The organism is Burkholderia cepacia ATCC 25416 (genome assembly GCF_001411495.1).
Taxonomy (GTDB): domain Bacteria; phylum Pseudomonadota; class Gammaproteobacteria; order Burkholderiales; family Burkholderiaceae; genus Burkholderia; species Burkholderia cepacia.
Genome location: NZ_CP012982.1, coordinates 3258066 through 3274843 on the forward strand (window position 1 = coordinate 3258066; position 16778 = coordinate 3274843).

Annotated in this window: 17 protein-coding genes; 10 read left to right on the forward strand and 7 right to left on the reverse strand. The window is 67.0% G+C overall.

Features of this window, described 5'->3' with window-relative positions; all coding sequences use genetic code 11:
• The 6 genes from APZ15_RS31730 to APZ15_RS31755 form a co-directional block, all read right to left on the reverse strand.
• Positions 1 to 456, reverse strand: coding sequence for a (2Fe-2S)-binding protein (locus APZ15_RS31730; RefSeq protein WP_021162722.1), 456 nt, complete (start codon positions 454 to 456; stop codon positions 1 to 3).
• Positions 457 to 604: 148 nt separating this feature from the next.
• Positions 605 to 904: a putative quinol monooxygenase gene (locus APZ15_RS31735; RefSeq protein WP_027791602.1), complete on the reverse strand. Its 300-nt coding sequence runs from the start codon at positions 902 to 904 to the stop codon at positions 605 to 607.
• Positions 905 to 997: 93 nt separating this feature from the next.
• Positions 998 to 2056 (reverse strand): NADP-dependent oxidoreductase, encoded by a 1059-nt coding sequence (locus tag APZ15_RS31740; protein WP_027791601.1) that lies wholly within the window; start codon positions 2054 to 2056, stop codon positions 998 to 1000.
• Positions 2057 to 2290: 234 nt separating this feature from the next.
• Entirely contained in the window at positions 2291 to 2911 is a 621-nt protein-coding gene (locus APZ15_RS31745; RefSeq protein ID WP_027791600.1) for a TetR/AcrR family transcriptional regulator, read from the reverse strand.
• A gap of 541 nt (positions 2912 to 3452) precedes the next feature.
• On the reverse strand, positions 3453 to 4472 hold the full coding sequence (locus APZ15_RS31750) for a DNA-binding protein (RefSeq protein WP_027791599.1): 1020 nt from the start codon (positions 4470 to 4472) through the stop codon (positions 3453 to 3455).
• Positions 4473 to 4646: 174 nt separating this feature from the next.
• Positions 4647 to 5993, reverse strand: coding sequence for an aminotransferase-like domain-containing protein (locus APZ15_RS31755; RefSeq protein ID WP_027791598.1), 1347 nt, complete (start codon positions 5991 to 5993; stop codon positions 4647 to 4649).
• Positions 5994 to 6126: 133 nt separating this feature from the next.
• Between APZ15_RS31755 and APZ15_RS31760 the strand changes: the two genes are divergently transcribed.
• The 5 genes from APZ15_RS31760 (at position 6127) to APZ15_RS31780 (ending at position 9693) form a co-directional block, all read left to right on the forward strand.
• A complete protein-coding gene (locus APZ15_RS31760) occupies positions 6127 to 6531 on the forward strand; it encodes a VOC family protein (RefSeq protein ID WP_027791597.1) in 405 nt (134 codons plus the stop codon).
• Positions 6532 to 6566: 35 nt separating this feature from the next.
• Entirely contained in the window at positions 6567 to 7196 is a 630-nt protein-coding gene (locus tag APZ15_RS31765; RefSeq protein ID WP_027791596.1) for a LysE family translocator, read from the forward strand.
• A 54-nt stretch (positions 7197 to 7250) separates the two neighbouring features.
• Positions 7251 to 8096 (forward strand): PhzF family phenazine biosynthesis protein, encoded by an 846-nt coding sequence (locus tag APZ15_RS31770; protein WP_027791595.1) that lies wholly within the window; start codon positions 7251 to 7253, stop codon positions 8094 to 8096.
• Between the two features lie 177 nt (positions 8097 to 8273).
• A complete protein-coding gene (locus tag APZ15_RS31775) occupies positions 8274 to 8849 on the forward strand; it encodes a DinB family protein (RefSeq protein ID WP_027791594.1) in 576 nt (191 codons plus the stop codon).
• A gap of 178 nt (positions 8850 to 9027) precedes the next feature.
• Positions 9028 to 9693 (forward strand): cation diffusion facilitator family transporter, encoded by a 666-nt coding sequence (locus APZ15_RS31780; protein WP_027791593.1) that lies wholly within the window; start codon positions 9028 to 9030, stop codon positions 9691 to 9693.
• A gap of 200 nt (positions 9694 to 9893) precedes the next feature.
• Here APZ15_RS31780 and APZ15_RS31785 read toward each other — a convergent pair whose 3' ends face one another.
• Positions 9894 to 11084, reverse strand: coding sequence for a helix-turn-helix transcriptional regulator (locus APZ15_RS31785; protein ID WP_021162732.1), 1191 nt, complete (start codon positions 11082 to 11084; stop codon positions 9894 to 9896).
• A 281-nt stretch (positions 11085 to 11365) separates the two neighbouring features.
• On the opposite strand from APZ15_RS31785, the gene APZ15_RS31790 reads away from it, so the two are divergent.
• The 5 genes from APZ15_RS31790 (at position 11366) to APZ15_RS31810 (ending at position 16777) form a co-directional block, all read left to right on the forward strand.
• Entirely contained in the window at positions 11366 to 12304 is a 939-nt protein-coding gene (locus tag APZ15_RS31790) for an alpha/beta hydrolase (protein WP_027791591.1), read from the forward strand.
• Positions 12301 to 13425 (forward strand): bifunctional 3,4-dihydroxy-2-butanone-4-phosphate synthase/GTP cyclohydrolase II, encoded by a 1125-nt coding sequence (gene ribBA, locus APZ15_RS31795; RefSeq protein ID WP_027791590.1) that lies wholly within the window; start codon positions 12301 to 12303, stop codon positions 13423 to 13425. The genes APZ15_RS31790 and ribBA overlap by 4 nt, the downstream gene beginning before the upstream one ends.
• Positions 13426 to 13577: 152 nt before the next feature.
• Positions 13578 to 14018 carry a helix-turn-helix domain-containing protein gene (locus APZ15_RS31800; protein ID WP_027791589.1) on the forward strand — a complete coding sequence of 147 codons (441 nt, stop codon included), beginning with the start codon at positions 13578 to 13580 and terminating at the stop codon, positions 14016 to 14018.
• Positions 14019 to 14020: 2 nt separating this feature from the next.
• The gene (locus tag APZ15_RS31805) at positions 14021 to 15361 is read left to right on the forward strand and encodes a type II toxin-antitoxin system HipA family toxin (protein WP_027791588.1); all 1341 of its coding nucleotides are present in this window, start codon (positions 14021 to 14023) and stop codon (positions 15359 to 15361) included.
• Between the two features lie 180 nt (positions 15362 to 15541).
• A complete protein-coding gene (locus APZ15_RS31810; protein WP_027791587.1) occupies positions 15542 to 16777 on the forward strand; it encodes an NADH:flavin oxidoreductase in 1236 nt (411 codons plus the stop codon).
• Position 16778 lies beyond the last annotated feature (1 nt).

Consider the following 16778-nt stretch of genomic DNA (forward strand, 5'->3'; position numbering starts at 1 on the left):
TCATGCCTCCTTCGCGGCTTGCTTCACGGCCGCGCGAATCCGGTTGTACGTCCCGCAGCGGCAGATGTTGCCGGCCATTGCCGCGTCGATGTCGGCATCGCTCGGGTTCGGGTTCGATGCGATCAGCGCGGTGGCGGCCATCACCTGCCCCGACTGGCAGTAGCCGCACTGGACGACGTCGAGCTCGCGCCACGCCTGCTGGACCTTGTGGCCGGCCGGCGTCGCGCCGACGGCTTCGATCGTCGTGATCTTGCGGCCCGCGACGGCCGCGACCGGCAGCACGCACGAGCGCGCGGCGACGCCGTCGAGATGCACGGTGCACGCGCCGCATTGCGCGATCCCGCAGCCGAATTTCGTGCCGGTGAGGCCGACGACGTCGCGCAGCACCCAGAGCAAGGGCATGTCGTCGGGGGCGTCGACCGTGCGGGTTTCGCCGTTGATGTTGAGGGTGACCATTCAGCCTCCGGGGCCGGTGTATTGGGGAAACGACGCGCATCGCGCGCCGCGCGGGGTTTTCGATTTCGTCGCTGTCTTCGCCGTTGCCGGGCGAGACGGCTGCCGCGCGGCCCGGGGCGGAGCGGGCCGCGGCGTGGGTGCTGCTTCGTTACTCGGCCACGTCGATGCCGGACAGCACCTTGATGACCGCCGGCGCCGCGAACCAGTCGGCCGATTTCACGCGGAATTCGCCGAAATACGGGCTCGCGAGGTGTGCGTCGAACGCGGCCTGGTCATCGTAGACCTCGTACAGGTGCAGGTTGGGCGAACCGTCCTGTTCGCGGAACAGGTCGTAGCGCCGGTTGCCCGGCTCGGCGCGCGTCTTCGCGACCATGCTGCGCAGCTCGGCTTCGGCGGCCTCCGCGTGTTCGGGTTTCAGGTACAGGGACGCAATCACGTGTAGCGCCATCTTGTCACTCCTTTTGAATCGAAATCGAGCATGCCACAAGCCGGCGTCGCGTGACGCCAGCGTGCAATCGTCATGGTTTGCCGTGCCGCGGTATCAGGCCAGTTCGTCCGGGCCCACGCGCACGACGACCTTGCCGAAGTTCTTGCCGGCCAGCAAGCCGATCAGCGCTTCCGGCGCGTCGGCCAGGTCGGGGACGACGTCCTCGAGCGTCTTCACCTTGCCCTGCGCGACCCATTCGCTCATCTCCTTCAGGAACGGTGCATAACCGGTCGCATAGTGGTCGAGGATGATGAAACCCTGCATCCGGATGCGCTTGCGCAGGATCGTGCCCATCAGTGCCGGCACGCGATCGCGGCCGGTCGACACCGCGGTGTCGTCGTACGCCGCGTCGTTGTAGTGCGCGATGATCCCGCACACCGGCACGCGCGCGTGATCGTTGAGCAGCGGCCACACCGCGTCGAACACGGCCCCGCCGACGTTCTCGAAATAGACGTCGATGCCGTTCGGGCATGCGTCCTTCAGCTTCGCGGCGAATGCCGGGTCGCGGTGATCGACGCACGCGTCGAAACCGAGCGTATCGGTCACGTAGGCGCACTTGTCGGCGCCGCCCGCGACACCGATCACGCGGCAGCCCTTCAGCTTGGCGATCTGGCCGACCACCGCGCCGACCGCGCCGCTCGCCGCCGCGACGACCACGGTTTCGCCGGCCTTCGGCTCGCCGATTTTCAGCAGCCCCGTGTAGGCGGTGAAGCCCGGCATGCCGAGCACGCCGAGTGCATACGACGGATGCGCGACGTCGCGGCCGAGCGGAATCAGGTCGCGGCCGTCGGACAGCGCGTAGTCCTGCCACCCGGCGCCCGCGACCACGAGGTCGCCTTCGCTGAACGCGGGCAGGTTCGACGAGACGACCTGGCTGACGGTGCCGCCGACCATCGGCTGGCCGAGTTGGGCCGGCGGCGCATAGGACGGCGCATCGCTCATCCGGCCGCGCATGTACGGGTCGAGCGACAACCAGACCGTGCGCAGCAGCACCTGGCCGGCACCGGGCGTCGGCACGGCACCGGATTCGGTGCGGAAGTTGCCCGGCGTCGGCGCGCCGACCGGGCGCGAATTCAGGACGATCTGGCGGTTTGCGGTCTTGCTTTGCGGCATGTGAGCCTCCGTCAACAGGAATGGACGTGCTTCGTGGGCACGATCGGATCAAGGGTGGAGCAGCGGAGACGCCCGCATGCGGCAACGTCGGCGGTCGGGCCGTCGCGGCTGCGTGCGGGCGCTTGAAACAATGGGGAACAGCGTAACGCGGCGTGGCACGTTCGTCATACTTGCTTGAGTAGACCAGTCGTCTAGAGTCAGGACAAAAACAAGGCGCGCCGATGCGCGCCCGGGTTACGACTGTGCGCCGCCATGCTCGGCCGGCGGCAGGTTCAGCATGCGCCGCGTTTCGACCATCGCCCTTTCGAGCGGCTTGCGGTCGCGGTGAATCTTTTCCAGCAGCGTCGCACCCAGCCACATCTCGTAGAGGATCGTGGCCGTGTGCGACGGATCGGCGATCCCGCTCAGCGAGCCGTCGGCCAGTCCGGCCTCGATGCCGCCTGCGAGCCGCTCGATGATCTGGCTCGTGCCCTGCCGCAGCACCGCGCGCATCGTTTCCGACAGATCCGACACTTCCGCGCCAAGCTTCACCGCGAGGCACTTGCCTTGCGGATCGTCTGCGCATTGCGTGTGCAGCCAGTTGCGCCAGTACGTCATCAGGCGCTCGGCCCCCGTGCCGGCCTGATGCTTGAGCAGGTTGTCGAGATGCGCGTGATAGCTGTCGAAATACGCTTCGAGCAGCGCTTCGCCGAATGCCTCTTTCGAGCCGAAGTAATGGTAGAACGAGCCCTTCGGGATGCCCGCCGCAGCGAGAATCTCGTTCAGGCCGACCGCCGAAAACCCCTTGTGGAGCATGATCGGCTTGGCGATATTCAGGATGTGCTGGCGGACTTCGGCGCCCGAAGATGCATTCATGGTGGCGTATGTTAGCAACGATTAGACCGGTCGTCTAGCGGCGTCGATCCGGCATGTTGAGCGGCACTTTACCCGATCCCCGCCGGGCCCCCAAACGTTGTGCCGGCCTTCCTTTCCTCGCTCCGCGTTGCCGCGCGCGGCGTCACACGCACGACCCGGCTTCGTCGCGGGCGATTCATCGAGCTTCCGCATAACTCGTGGAATTTGGGCCTCGACACGCGCTCCCTGGCTGTCCAACCACGCGCGAAGCTGTTGCAAACCGATATCTCGATCACGGTAGCGACAGGGCATATTCCGAATATCCTGATCCATGATGTTCAAGCTCATTTCTCCGTCGGAATAATCCAGTCGTCAGATCACGATTTTGTTGTTCTCATGAACTGATTTTGTCCACCGGAGCCGACGCTGCCGTCGCGGTATATGGCAAGTTGACCGGTAACGTTGGGTGGGTGGGCGATCGGGGGTGTAGTCGTCTCGTTTGCCTGCTTGCCGGCGGTTGGTGTGCATCGCCGTTGGCTGATGCACGCTCGCAGCCGCGCCGTCAGCGCGGCGCTTCGTCAGCACGCTTTCGCGTGCGTGCCCGTCGCTCGTCCCGTTGCGCGGCCGGTCCCGCCTTGGCACCACGCAGCGGCGCGCGGCGCACGAGCACCGTCATCTCGCGCCGCAGTGCATCGAGTTCCTTGCCGCGCGCCGCATCGGTCGACTGCGCGGCGTCGAGCTGCCCCTGAAGCACGCCGCATCGATGCAGCGCGTCGCCCAGTTGCGCCTGCAGCGCGGCAACATCTTTCCGCTGCTGCGCATCGCGCTGCTCCGTGCGCGATGTCACGGCATCGAGCTCCTTTTGCAGCCTCGCGGCGGCGAGCCGCTCTCGATCGATCTCCTGGAGCGCCCGCTTCTCCGACGCACGCAAGCGTTCCTCGGCCCGGCCGGCGTCATCGCGTAACCGGTCGAGCTGGGTGGTGAAATCCGCGCGGGCCTGCGCGAGTGCACGGTCGCCTTCCGCGTTGTCGGCCGTCAGGCGCTCGATGTCCGCTTGCAGCGCTTGCCGCGATGCTTCGTCGGCCGCCCTCGCCTGCTCCAGTTCCTGAATGCGCACCTGCGCGGCCAGCAGCGCGGCCGTGCGTTGCTCCAGCGCGGTTTCGGTACGGGCCAGCTCGGCCTGCAGCGCCGCGACTTCCGCCTTCGCCGCCGTTCGTTCGGCTTCGACTTCCGTGCGCAACGCGTCGAGCGCGGCGGCTGCGTCGGCGCTCGACCGATTCCATAGCGCCGCGACCAGTTCGCCGGCGGCCGCCTGCAGATCGGCCGGCAGGTCGGGATGCTCGATGCGGACGCGGCTCTTTTCCCGCAACTCGGCCCAGAACTCGCCGAGCACGGCCGTCGGCGTGCTCATGCTGCCCTTGCGAACGAGCTGGTACAGGCGGTTCGCGGTGGGCGTGATGCCGAAACGGAAGAACAGCAGCGCGCAGGCTTCGCGATACAGCTCGCGGGTTTTCGGGAAGTCGGCCTTGAGGCGCTCGATTTCGGCGGTCAGGCGGGATTCGTCGGCGGCGAGATCGGACATGGCTGGTTTCGGTGGCAATTTCGTCAAAAATATAACGTAAACCGTTAAAAATACAATTATGTCGATTTATGGATTTGACATTATTTCTATAATGTCGAGATCGTGGAATATCGGTATGTCCCCGCCGGTATGCGGCGCGCGGCCCTCGGCCAGTACGGTGCTCGCCCGGTGGCGTCAAGCGCGCTGCTTCAGCAGCCCTGCCAGAAGGGTCAGTGCTTCCGTCAGATCGTCGAACGACGGGCCGCCGAGGCAAAGTCGGATCCCGCTCGCCCGATCTTCCGGGTTCACCATCATGGATTCCGGAGGGGTCAACTTGATACGCATCGCTGTAGCGACGGATGCGACACGATTGGCAGCATCGCGCTCCATCGGCAGCCAGGCGTTGTAGGCGCCGGGATGCGAGACCAGTTCGCTCGCGCCGAGCAGAGAGATGGCCAGATTGGATCGACGCCGCGCCTCATGGTGCAGATCCCGCTGGATCGAGGAGATGACGTCGGTGGCCAGCCATTCCTCAACCACTGCGCAAGAGAGCGGCGACGGCGCCATTGGCAGGTCCCGCAGCGCGTCCTCCGCTGCGTCGTTGAGTCCGGCCGGCAGCGCGAGCACGCCGATCTGCAAACCGGGGCCAAGCGATTTGGACAGTCCGTTCACATGAAAGGCGATCTCGGGCGCCAATGCCGCAAGCGGTGGCGAAGCCGGCTCTGCCGACGCATAGACGCCGTCCTCGATGATCCACGCGCCCACCCGGCGGCAAATATCCACGATGGCCTGCCTTCGTTCCGTGCCCATCGTCGCAGTGGTCGGGTTGTGCAGCGTCGGCGTGAGATAGACCGCCTTGCTGCCGGTCGACGCGGTGCCGTCGAGTGCGTCCGCCAGTGCCCCCGGCACCATCCCTTGCGCGTCGGTCTCGACGCCTTGCATCCGATATCCGTTGCGCCGAGCCAGCGCGATCGCGCCAGGATAGGTAATCCGCTCGGTCAGAAGCAGCCCTTGCGAGCCGCAGGCAAGATCGAACGCCAACGATAGCGCCTGGCGGGCGCCGCTCGTTAGCACTAGATGCGACGGTTCCACCATCAGGCCCAGCGTTTCGAGCCAGCGAGCCAGCACACGTCGGTGCTCCATATGCCCAGCGGGCGGGGCATAGAGATTGAGGTGGTCCGCATCGATCTTGCGTGCGATCCCCGTCAATGTTCGCGCCAGCAAGCGAGCGTTGAGCATGGCTGGCGGCACATTGGACGAAAGGTCGATCTGGCGATCCTGATGCGCCTGGCGAATCGCCACGAAGGTTCCCCGGCCCTTGATGCTGCGCGTCAGGCCGCGCCGTTCAAGCGCGGCATAGGCTTTCGTCACCGTGCCAAGGCCAATCCCCAGTTTCAACGCGAGATCGCGATGAGCGGGCAGGCGGTCGCCTCCCGTCAGCCGCCCCTCGACGATGTCGTCGGCCAGGGCGAGGACCAACCGCTCGGCGGTATTCGCCTCGATGTCGGCAAGCCGTGGTGACCAGGGAGATTGCAGGAGCATGTTCGCCGCCTAGATATTAGTGTCACGTGACACTATTTATATAAACAACAAGCGTAACATGCGCGATGTGATTGGATGAAGTCATGCATTTCTGGAGGCGCCTGATCGCCATGACGGGCGCGTGGAGAGTCAAATGTTCAGCCATGTAACTGTTGGGGCGCGTGATCTTGGGCGGGCAGGCCGTTTCTATGACGCGGTACTCGCTCCGCTCGGACTGAAGCGTCGCGTCGTCACGTCCGATGGCGGGCCTCCGGCGCTTTGCTGGGTAACCGGTCAAACGCCGCTGCCTCGCTTCTATGTCTACATTCCTTACGATGGCGAGCCGGCGACCATCGGCAACGGCAGCATGGTCGCCTTTCTGGCCCCGTCGCAAGAAGCCGTCAACACGGCCTACGCGAAGGGTCTTGAGCACGGCGGGACGGACGACGGTGCACCCGGGTTACGCCCCCGCTACGGTGACGGCTACTTCGGCGCGTATCTGCGCGACCCTGACGGGAACAAGATCCATATCGTTCATCGCGGAGACCTCCAGCCATAACGCTGGAGACGCCCCGCATCTCTGGAGAAACTCGAATGATCGCCAGTCAGATCGCACTCGCCTACGGCACCTATCTCATCGCCACCGCCAGCCCCGGGCCGAGCAACATGGCGATCATGGGAACAGCGATGCGTGACGGCCGCCTGCCTGCCCTCGTTCTGGCGGCAGGCGTCATCACGGGCTCACTCTTCTGGGCGATCCTGGCGGCGACCGGCGTTTCCGCCGTGCTGGCGGCCTATGCCGAGGCGCTTTTCGTCATCAAGATGGTGGGTGGTGTCTACCTGCTCTACCTGGCGTTCCGCACGGGCAGGTCGGCGCTGAAACCGGGCTCCGACTTCGCGAAGATGGAACCGGGACGCTCGACACCTCGCTATCGGCGGCTCTACCGCCAGGGCATTCTCATGCATATCGGAAACCCGAAGGCGGTTCTGGCCTGGATGGCAATCATGTCACTTGGGCTTCCGGAGCACGCCCCCGGCGGTACCTTGCCGGCGATCATCGGTGGTTGCGCGTTCCTCGCCGTCATCGTGTTTGGTGGTTATGCGGTCCTCTTCTCGACCGCTCGGATGATCGCCCTGTATACCCGCCTCCGGCGCTGGATTGAAGGCACGCTATCCGCGGTGTTCGCCGTTGCGGGAGTCCGGCTGCTTGCCTGGCAACGTTGATATCCCGGCTTGTCGGCGCCCTCACGAACCGATCTGAATTGAAAGAGCGATGTCATGACTTTTGCGATCCATATGATCGATGTCTTCGGCGCCGGGCCGTTTTCGGGCAATCCGCTGGCGGTCGTTATCGGTGCCGATGCCCTGGCAACGGATGACATGCAGCGGTTGACGCGGTGGTTCAACCTGTCCGAGACCGCTTTTCTCTTGCCACCCACGCATCCTGAGGCTGACTACCGGGTCAGGATCTTCACGCTGGACAGGGAGATGCCTTTTGCCGGGCACCCGACGCTCGGCAGTTGTCATGCGTGGCTCTCGACGGGCCGCGTGCCGAAGAGCGAAGCGGAAATCGTCCAGGAATGCGGCGCCGGGCTGGTTCCGATCCGACGCAATCACGAGCGGCTTTCCTTCGCCGCCCCGCCGCTGATCCGCTCCGGTGCGCCAACGCAGGATGAATTGGATCAGGCTCGGCGACTGCTGGGGATCGAATCGGGCGATGTCCTCGATGCCGCCTGGATCGACAACGGCCCCGGATGGCTGGGCATCAGGCTGGTATCGGCGGAGACGGTGCTTGCCCTCAATCCGCTCCGCAGTTGGCCCGGCCGGATCGATGTCGGCGTTATTGGCCCTCATGCAACAGGCGGCAACGCGGCCTTCGAGGTTCGCGCCTTCTTCAGCGACCATCTGGGCGCTATCGTCGAAGATCCAGTTACTGGAAGCCTCAATGCTTCAATGGCGCAGTGGCTGTTCGCGACAGGTGTGGTTGAGGACGACTATGTCGCCGCCCAGGGGACACGCCTCGGCCGCCATGGCCGCATTCATTTGACCCGCGACGAGGCTGGCCAAATCTGGGTCGGCGGCAAGACTCGCACGCATGTCGAAGGCCGGCTCCACGGCCTTTGAAAAGGCAAACGAGAAAGCTGCAACCTGATGTTCGGGCGAGCTGGCGCACGTAACGCCTGTCCGGGTCGCCCCATACGCTGAACAGCTTGCTCGCAAGACTGCTTGCCGGCGTGACGCGACAGCACCGGATCAACCTGAGCACTGTTCTGACGCTCGAAAACACGCAAGGAGTTCAGCATGTCTGCCCCCCCGCAGAACCCGATTGCTCCATCCGTAACCACCGATCGCATCACACTGCCCGCCTCGGCGGCAGACACCTTAAGAATGCTGGTGCGCTACAAGTCCTGGGCGAATGGACTGACGTTCAAGAGCGTGATGGACCTGCCGGCTGGCGAAGCCCTTCGGCAGAGACCGACGCGGTTCGGAAACATGGTGCATACCTTGAATCATGTCTACGTGGTCGACGACATTTTCAGACATCATCTGCAAGGAAAGAAGCACACCTATACCTCGCGCAACACCGACCACACGCCTGCCGTTTCCGATCTTTGGAAAGCGGTTCAGGAAATGGACCGCTGGTACATCAATCTTGTCGACACCTGGTCGGACGCGGATCTCGCGAAAGCCGTTCATTTCGAGTTTGTTGGCGGAGGAGAAGGCGTCATGACCCGCGAGCAAATCGTGCTGCATGTCGTCAATCACGCCACCTATCACCGCGGATTTGTCGGCGACATGATGTATCAGGTGCCTTTCGCGCCACCGTCAAACGATCTTCCCGTATTCATCAGGGATCACTATCGCGATGCCCGGTGAGCGCCTGTTCGGCCGACCCGGCGCACTCCGGCAACTTGTCTCGCATCTGTGTGGGCCGCGGAGACCGCCGGATGCGCATCGCTGACTGGTCGCGTCGCGACCGTCGCCTGTCATTGATCTGCCACCGTTGCCCGGTAGCGTTCGGGTCTGACCCACGCTTTCGACAGACGAATCCGCCATGCAGCGCACGTCGCGCGCCACGCCCCACGTTTATGCGGCCACGTCCCGTGCCCTCGCCGCCAGCCTTGCGATCAACCTGCTGCTGCTCGTCGTCGAGACGGTCGCGGCATGGTCCGCGCATTCGTCGGGGTTGCTCGCGGACGTCGCGCACGCGGCGATCGATCTCGCAGCCGATGCGCTGATCCTCGTTGCATGCCGGCTCGACGCGCGCCTGCCGCCGGAACGGCGCCCGACCTGCGAGCCGCTTGCGCTCGCGGGCCTCGGCGCATTGCTCGTGGCGACCGGCGCGCAGATGATCTGGCACGCGACGAACCGGTTCGCTGCGCCGCCCGTCGTACAGCCGGGCATGACGACGCTCGCGCTCGTCGCCGTCACGCTCGCCGGCAAGGCCGCGCTGTCGCACTGGATGCTGCGCAAGGCGCGCGAGACGGGCTCCGCGCTGCTCGAGGCGAGCGGCTGGCATGTCCGGACCGATGCGCTGGCGTCGCTGCTGGCGGCGCTCGCGATGGGCGCGGCACGGATCGGTTTCGGCCGTCTCGACGACCTGGCCGCGCTCGCGATCGGCGCGCTCGTGATCCGCACGGGCGCCGGTTTCATCCGGCGCGGTTACGCGCAGTGGCCGGCGCTGGCGTCGTGGGCGGGTCGCTCCACGCGCGGGTCGTGAACGCGCCCGGCAGCGCCCGCGTCGGGCATCCGGTCTCCGCGAGCGGCTGCGCTGAATGAAGGAGCGGCTCGCGCGAGTGCGAGCCGCTTTCGCGTGATGTCGTCGCCACGGCGTGGCACGTGACACGTGGCACGTCGATCGCTGCCGATGTATCGCCGGACGAATGCGGCCGGTTCCGATGAATCGGCGTCGGCTGCCGCTTACCCGAGCGGCACGACGCTCCCGAGCAGAATTCGCACGAGCGTCGCCTGGCGCGTGACGCCCGTCTTCGAGAAGATCGCGCGCAGGTGCGTGCGCGCCGTGTTCTTGCTGATCCCCGATTCCTCCGCGGCCTCCTCGAGCGTCAGCCCGTTCGTCAGCAGCAGCGCGAGCGACGTCTCGGCCGGCGTCAGGTCGAACAGCTTGCGGATGATTTCCTGCGCACCCTGCGGCTTGCGGTCGGGGTCGCGCAGGAACAGCGTGACGGCCGGCCGCCGCTTGTTGTCCTCCGACCAGTCGGACAGCAGCACCGTGCGCACCAGCAGCCCGAGGCGCGGCTTGTCGAAGCTGCGCGTGATCGGCATCGCCTCGACGGTCGCCGCGGCCGTGCCGTGGTGCCCCATCACCGCGTGGCGGATCAGCCGCTTGAGCGTGCGGTTCTCCTGCGCGTCGGTCGCCTCGATCGTGCCGCGCGCAATCGTCAGGCCGTTGTTCTGCTTCAGGATTTCGTCGGCGACGCTGTTCATGTCGATGATCGTGCCGTTCTCGTCGAGCGTGATCGTGCCGATCTGCATCCGGTTGATCGCGTTCGCGTAGATCGAGCGCTCGACTTCGGCCGTGTCGAGCCGCGAATGCAGCTCGACCGCACGCTTCAGGTGCGGCAGCAGCAACGCGCAGATCGCCTTGTCGCGCGCGGAGAACTGTTTCGAAGCATGGTTGCGGCATACGCGGAACCGGCACTCGACGCCCGACGGCGTGCGGAGATCCGCGCCGAGGATGTAGCGCACGTCCTGCGGCTTCAGGAACTGCTTGTACAGTTCGCTCGACAGCCAGCCCGTGTCGCCGAACACGTCGTCGACCGTGACCACGCGATCGGCCGGCAGGCCGACGAACGGATCGAGCGAATAGTAGTAGTTGTTGTACGACGCTTCGCCGTCACCCGGCACGACCGGGCCGTATTCCGATGCGTGCACGGACAGCGGCGCGCGGCGGTCGCTCGCGGCCGCGCGCAGGATCAGCGTCACGTAGTTGGCCTGCAGCAACCGGCGAACCAGCTCGAGCGCACCCGCCCACGGCGGCGTTTCCAGCGGGCCCTGGTAGATGCGCGCCATCAGCTCGCTGAAATCGGCGACGCCGATGTCGGCCTCGTCACTGGTTGCCTGGCTCTCTTGCGGAGCCCATCTCGTCTCCATCAGCACGCTCCATCCTCCATACGACATGTTTCCGACGCGACCCAACCGCGCCGCCATGATTAAGACGCGTCTAAATTCCGGCGTCATCGGGAGATTTACTGAATGGTGAGAATTGGCCATCCGGGCGAACCGACCATCGTCCGATCGGATGATGTGGCGCCCTGCCCGCTACGCTGGAATGCCCGTCAGGCCGTGCCGGCAAGCGTCCGGCACGGACTCAGGGAAAACCGCGACACGGGTTTACCTGATTCAAACCGCATCCGATTCAGACAGGAGTCCCCATGCCGCTCGACCCACAGGCGCAGGCGCTGCTCGCCGCGTTCGCCCAGGCACCCGCGATCGATTTCGCGCAGCTCACCGTTCCCGCGTATCGCGCGAGTCTCGCCGCCGGCGGCGCGTTCGCCCCGGGCGATGCCGTCGCCGCCGAAGAGGACTGGCAGATTCCCGCATCGGGCCGTCAGTTGTCCGCACGGCTGTATCGGCCCGCTGCCGACGGGCCCTTGCCGCTGACGGTGTTCTTCCACGGCGGCGGCTTCGTCGCGTGCGGCATCGATTCGCACGCGAACCTGTGCCGCAGCCTCGCGGCCCGTGCGCGCACGCTCGTGTTGTCGGTCGACTACCGGCTCGCGCCCGAGGCGCGTTTCCCGGCCGCCGCGCACGATGCATGCGACGCCGTGCGCTGGGCCGCTGCCAGCGCGCGCGATCTCGGCGCGCGCACCGGCGCGCTGGCGGTCGCCGGCGACAGCGCCGGCGGCAATCTTGCGGCGGTCGCCGCGCTGCAGTTGCGCGGCTCGGGCATCGCGATCGCGCACCAGTTGCTGCTGTATCCGGTCGTCGATTGCGCGACCGAGCATCCGTCGTACGAATCGCTCGGCAACGGCTATTTCCTGACAGCGGACATGATGCGCTGGTTCAAGCGCCACTATTTCGACGACGGCACCGATCGCGCATCGCCGCTTGCAAGCCCGCTTGCCGCGCCGGACGTCGCGGGCGCGGCGCCGGCGACGATCGTCAGCGCCGAATTCGATCCGCTGCGCGACGAGGCCGAGGCGTATGCGTTGCGTCTCGCACAGGCCGGCACACCGGTGACCGTCGTGCGCTGGCCGGGCCAGCTTCACGGTTTCGCCAGCATGCTCGGCGCGATCGATGCGGCCGACCGCGTGCTGACCTTCAGCGCCGACGCGCTGCGCCGCGCGTTCGACGCGACGGAGGCGCCATGAGCATCGCCGGCACGCGGGAGATCGTCGACGAGCTGCGTGCGGGCCGGATGGTCCTGCTCGTCGACGAAGAGGATCGCGAGAACGAAGGCGATCTCGTGATCGCGGCCGATCACGTGACGCCGGAAGCGATCAATTTCATGGCGCGCTTCGGGCGCGGGCTGATCTGCCTGACGCTGACCGCCGAGCGCTGCGAGCAGTTGCGCCTGCCGCCGATGGCCGATCACAACGGTACGCCGTTCGGCACCGCGTTCACCGTCAGCATCGAGGCGGCCGAAGGCGTGACGACCGGCATTTCGGCGGCCGATCGCGCGCATACGATTCGCGCGGCGGTGCGGGCCGGCGCCCGCCCCGACGACCTCGTCCAGCCGGGCCACGTGTTCCCGATCGCCGCGCGCCCGGGCGGCGTGCTCGTGCGCGCGGGGCACACCGAGGCCGGCTGCGATCTCGCGGCGCTCGCGGGGCTCACGCCCGCATCGGTGATCTGCGAGGTGATGAACGACGACGGCACGATGGCGCGGCTGCCCGAGCTGAAGGCGTTCGCCGCGCATCACGGGCTGAAGATCGGCACCATTGCCGACCTGATCCATTACCGGCGCGAACACGAATCGCTCGTCGAACGCGTCGGCGAGCGGCCGCTGCATACGCCGTGGGGGCAATTCCGTGCGATCGAGTATCGCGACACCGTGCACGGCGCGCCGCATCTCGCGCTCGTGCGCGGCGAGCCCGATCCGTCGACGCCGGTGCTGACGCGCGTGCACGAATGCCATTCGCTGCTCGACCTGCTCGATGCGGAGCCGTCCGCGCATTCGTGGCCGCTGCATGCCGCGCTGCAACGGATCGACGCGGCCGGCTGCGGGGTCGCGGTGCTGCTCGACTGCGACATGCGCGGCGACGCGATGCGGATGCCGGCCGGCCATGCGCGCCGCGACGGACGCGTGACGGGAATCGGCTCGCAGATCCTGCGCGAGCTCGGCGTGCGGCGGCTGAACGTGCTGTCGAGCCCGTTCCGGTTGCCCGCGCTGTCGGGACACGACCTGGAGATCATGGCGTTCATTCCGCTCGGCGACGACGATCCGGAAAGCGCGCGAAGCGCGCATGCGAACCCGCTGCGGGCGGCGTGACGCGCTGCCGCGGGATGGTCGGCGGGTTGCCCGTTTGACAGGCTATCGTTTGTTTTTGTTGAATACAGCCTTTGATTTGTATTTTGACAATACATGCTGTAGATTGTATTTTCCGATTACAAACGATCGCCTGTCATTCCGCGGAGCGCCCGATGGCCTTTCCTGTCCAGACCCTGACCCAACTGCGTCCGATACTCGTCGGCTTCCGGAAATCCGCGGGGCTCACGCAGGCGCAATTGGCCGCCCGCCTGGGCGTCACGCAGCAATCCTACGCGCAGCTCGAAGCCAACCCGTCGGCGGTCAGCATCGAGCGGCTCTTCAAGGTACTGAACACACTCGGCGTGCGCATGACGCTCGCGCTGGGCACGCAGGACGCTTCGGCGGCATCGGCCGATCCTGCGCCCGATGCCGATGCCGATGCCGATGCCGCGCCGGCGGTCCGCCAACCCGCCGCGAGCAAACGCAAGCCGGATGCGGCGCGCGGCACCACGGCCGCCAAAAATCCAGCCCGGCCTGCGGCCGGCGCCGCGCGCAAGCGGCCCGCGACGGCAACACCCGGCAAGCCACGGGTTTCGAAGCGGGAGGACTGGTGACGATGGCCACGCATGCCCGTCACGACCGGCTCGACCTGTGGATGAACGGCATTCCGGTGGGCTACTGGGAAGTCCGGCGCGGCGTCGAGCGTCTCGTCTACCTGCCGGCCTGGCTCGACGATCCACAGGGGCGGCCGCTGTCGCTGTCGCTGCCCTTCACGCCCGGCAACCAGCCGCACCAGGGCGCGATCGTCGCCGATTATTTCGACAACCTGCTGCCGGACAGCGAGCCGATTCGCCGCCGCATCGCGCAGCGTTACCGGCTCCGGTCGACGGCGCCGTTCGAGCTGCTCGCGTCGATCGGCCGCGATTGCGTCGGCGCGATCCAGATGCTGCCGCCCGACGAAATGCCCATCGATCTTGAGACGATCGACGGCGTGACGCTCGACGATGCGGCCGTCGCCGAGGTGCTGCGCCACGCGACCGCCGCGCCGCTGCCCGGCCATGCGGAGCCGGAAGGCGACCTGCGCCTGTCGATTGCCGGGGCGCAGGAAAAGACGGCATTGCTGCGCCAGGGAAACCGCTGGCTGCGGCCGTCGGGCAGCACGCCGACGACGCACATCTTCAAGCTGCCGCTCGGGCGTGTCGGGAACATGCAGGCCGACATGCGGACGTCCGTCGAAAACGAATGGCTGTGCGCGAAGCTCGTCGCCGCGTACGGCTTGCCGGTCGCGGCGTGCGACATCGGCCGGTTCGACGACCAGAAGGCGTTGATCGTCGAGCGCTTCGACCGGCGTGCTTCGCGCGACCGCACGTGGATCCTGCGGTTGCCGCAGGAGGACATGTGCCAGGCGACCGGCACGCCGTCGGGCGCGAAATACGAATCCGACGGCGGCCCGGGCATCGACACGATCATGGGCATCCTCGCCAATTCGGCCGACGCCGCGCCCGACCGGATGAATTTCTTCGTCGCGCAGCTTGTGTTCTGGGTGCTGGCGGCGATCGACGGGCATGCGAAGAACTTCAGCATCGCGCACCTGCCCGGCAACACGTACCGCAGCACGCCGCTGTACGACGTGCTGTCCGCGCATCCGATCATCGGCACGCGCCGCAACCAGCTTCCGCCGCGCCGCGCGCGGCTCGCGATGGCCGTGTGCGGGAAAAACCGGCACTACGTGATCGGCGAGATCCAGCCGCGCCACTGGATCGCACAGGGCCGGCGCGTCGGCCTGACCGAAGACGACGTGCACGCCGCGATGGCGGCCGTCGTCGCTCGCACGGAACCCGCGATCGCGGAAGCCGCGGCGCAGATCCCGGCGGAATTTCCGGTGGACGTGGCGGATGCGATCTTCGACGGGATGCGGCGGCAGGTCCGCAAGCTCCGGGCAGGCGATCTCGCGTGACGGATCGACGGCGGACGGTCGGGTTCGGGGCGGGCTTTGGCGTCCGGTGGCAGGCTTCGATGTACTGAACCGGGCGCCCGCCCGGAACGGGTTGTGTGCCGGGCTCGTCCACCCGGACGATGCGCGCCTGCGCCACCGCCGCACAATGGTCGCCGTGCCCAATCCCGCCCCCCGCCCCTCATGGAATCCGCCGACCTCACGACCGCGTTCAGCCCGCTGCAGATCGGCCCGCTGACGCTGCGCAACCGCCTGATCAAGTCAGCCACCAACGAGGGCATGACGCCGAACGGCGTGCCGTCGCGCGCGCTCGTCCGTTTTCACGAACGCATCGCCGAAGGCGGCGCCGCGCTGACGACCGTCGCGTACTGCGCGATCAGCGACGACGGACGCACGTTCGTCGACCAGGCACGGCTCGACGTGCCGACGGCCCGCCAGTTCCGCGCGCTGACCGACGCCGTCCATCGCCACGGCGCCGCCGCCTCCGCGCAGATCACGCACGGCGGCTGCTTCACGTTCCTGCCGTCGCTGTCGACCCGACGGCCGTTGAGCGCATCGGGCGGTTTCAACAAGGTCGGCGTGATGAGCGGCCGCTTTTTGAAGCAGGCGATGACGCGCGACCAGATGTCCGCGGTCGCCGACGAATTCGCGCAGGCCGCACGCCATGCGCGCGACGCCGGCTTCGATGCGGTCGAGATCCACATGGGGCACGGCTATCTGCTCAGCCAGTTCCTGTCGCCGCTGTACAACCGCCGCCGCGATGCGTACGGCGGCGACGCGGCACGGCGCGCCGCTTTCCCGGCCGAGGTGCTGCGCCGCGTGCTCGACGCGGTGGGCCGCGATCTCGCCGTCGTCTGCAAGATCGGCGTGACCGAAGGCGTGCGCGGCGGCGGAACCGCCGACGACGCATGCGGGATCGCGCGGCGGCTCGAAGCCGAAGGCGCGCACCTGCTCGTGCTCAGCGGCGGGATGAACGTCGAATCGGTGTGGCGGCTGTTCGGCAGCCCGTTGCCCGGCGACGCGCGCGCGAACGCCGACAACGCGATCGTGCGCGCGGCGATGGCGCTGCAGAAACTCACCGAGCCGAAGATGGGCGCGTTTCGCGAGATGTATTTCCTCGAGCACTCGAGGAAGGTGCGCGCGTCCGTCCGGATGCCGCTCGCTTACCTCGGCGGCGTACGTTCGCGCGGGAACGTCGAGCTGGCGATGCGCGAAGGGTTCGATGCGGTCGCGCTCGCCCGCGCGCTCGTGTTCGAGCCGGATTTTGTCAACGGGCTGCGCGACGGCCGGCTCGCGCAGTCGGGCTGCACGTCGTGCAACCGTTGTGTCGTGTCGATGTACACGCCGGGCGGCACCGCGTGCGTCCTGCACGAGCCGAACGACCCCGCGCCGAACCGGGTGCCGGCCGCCGGCGCGTGAG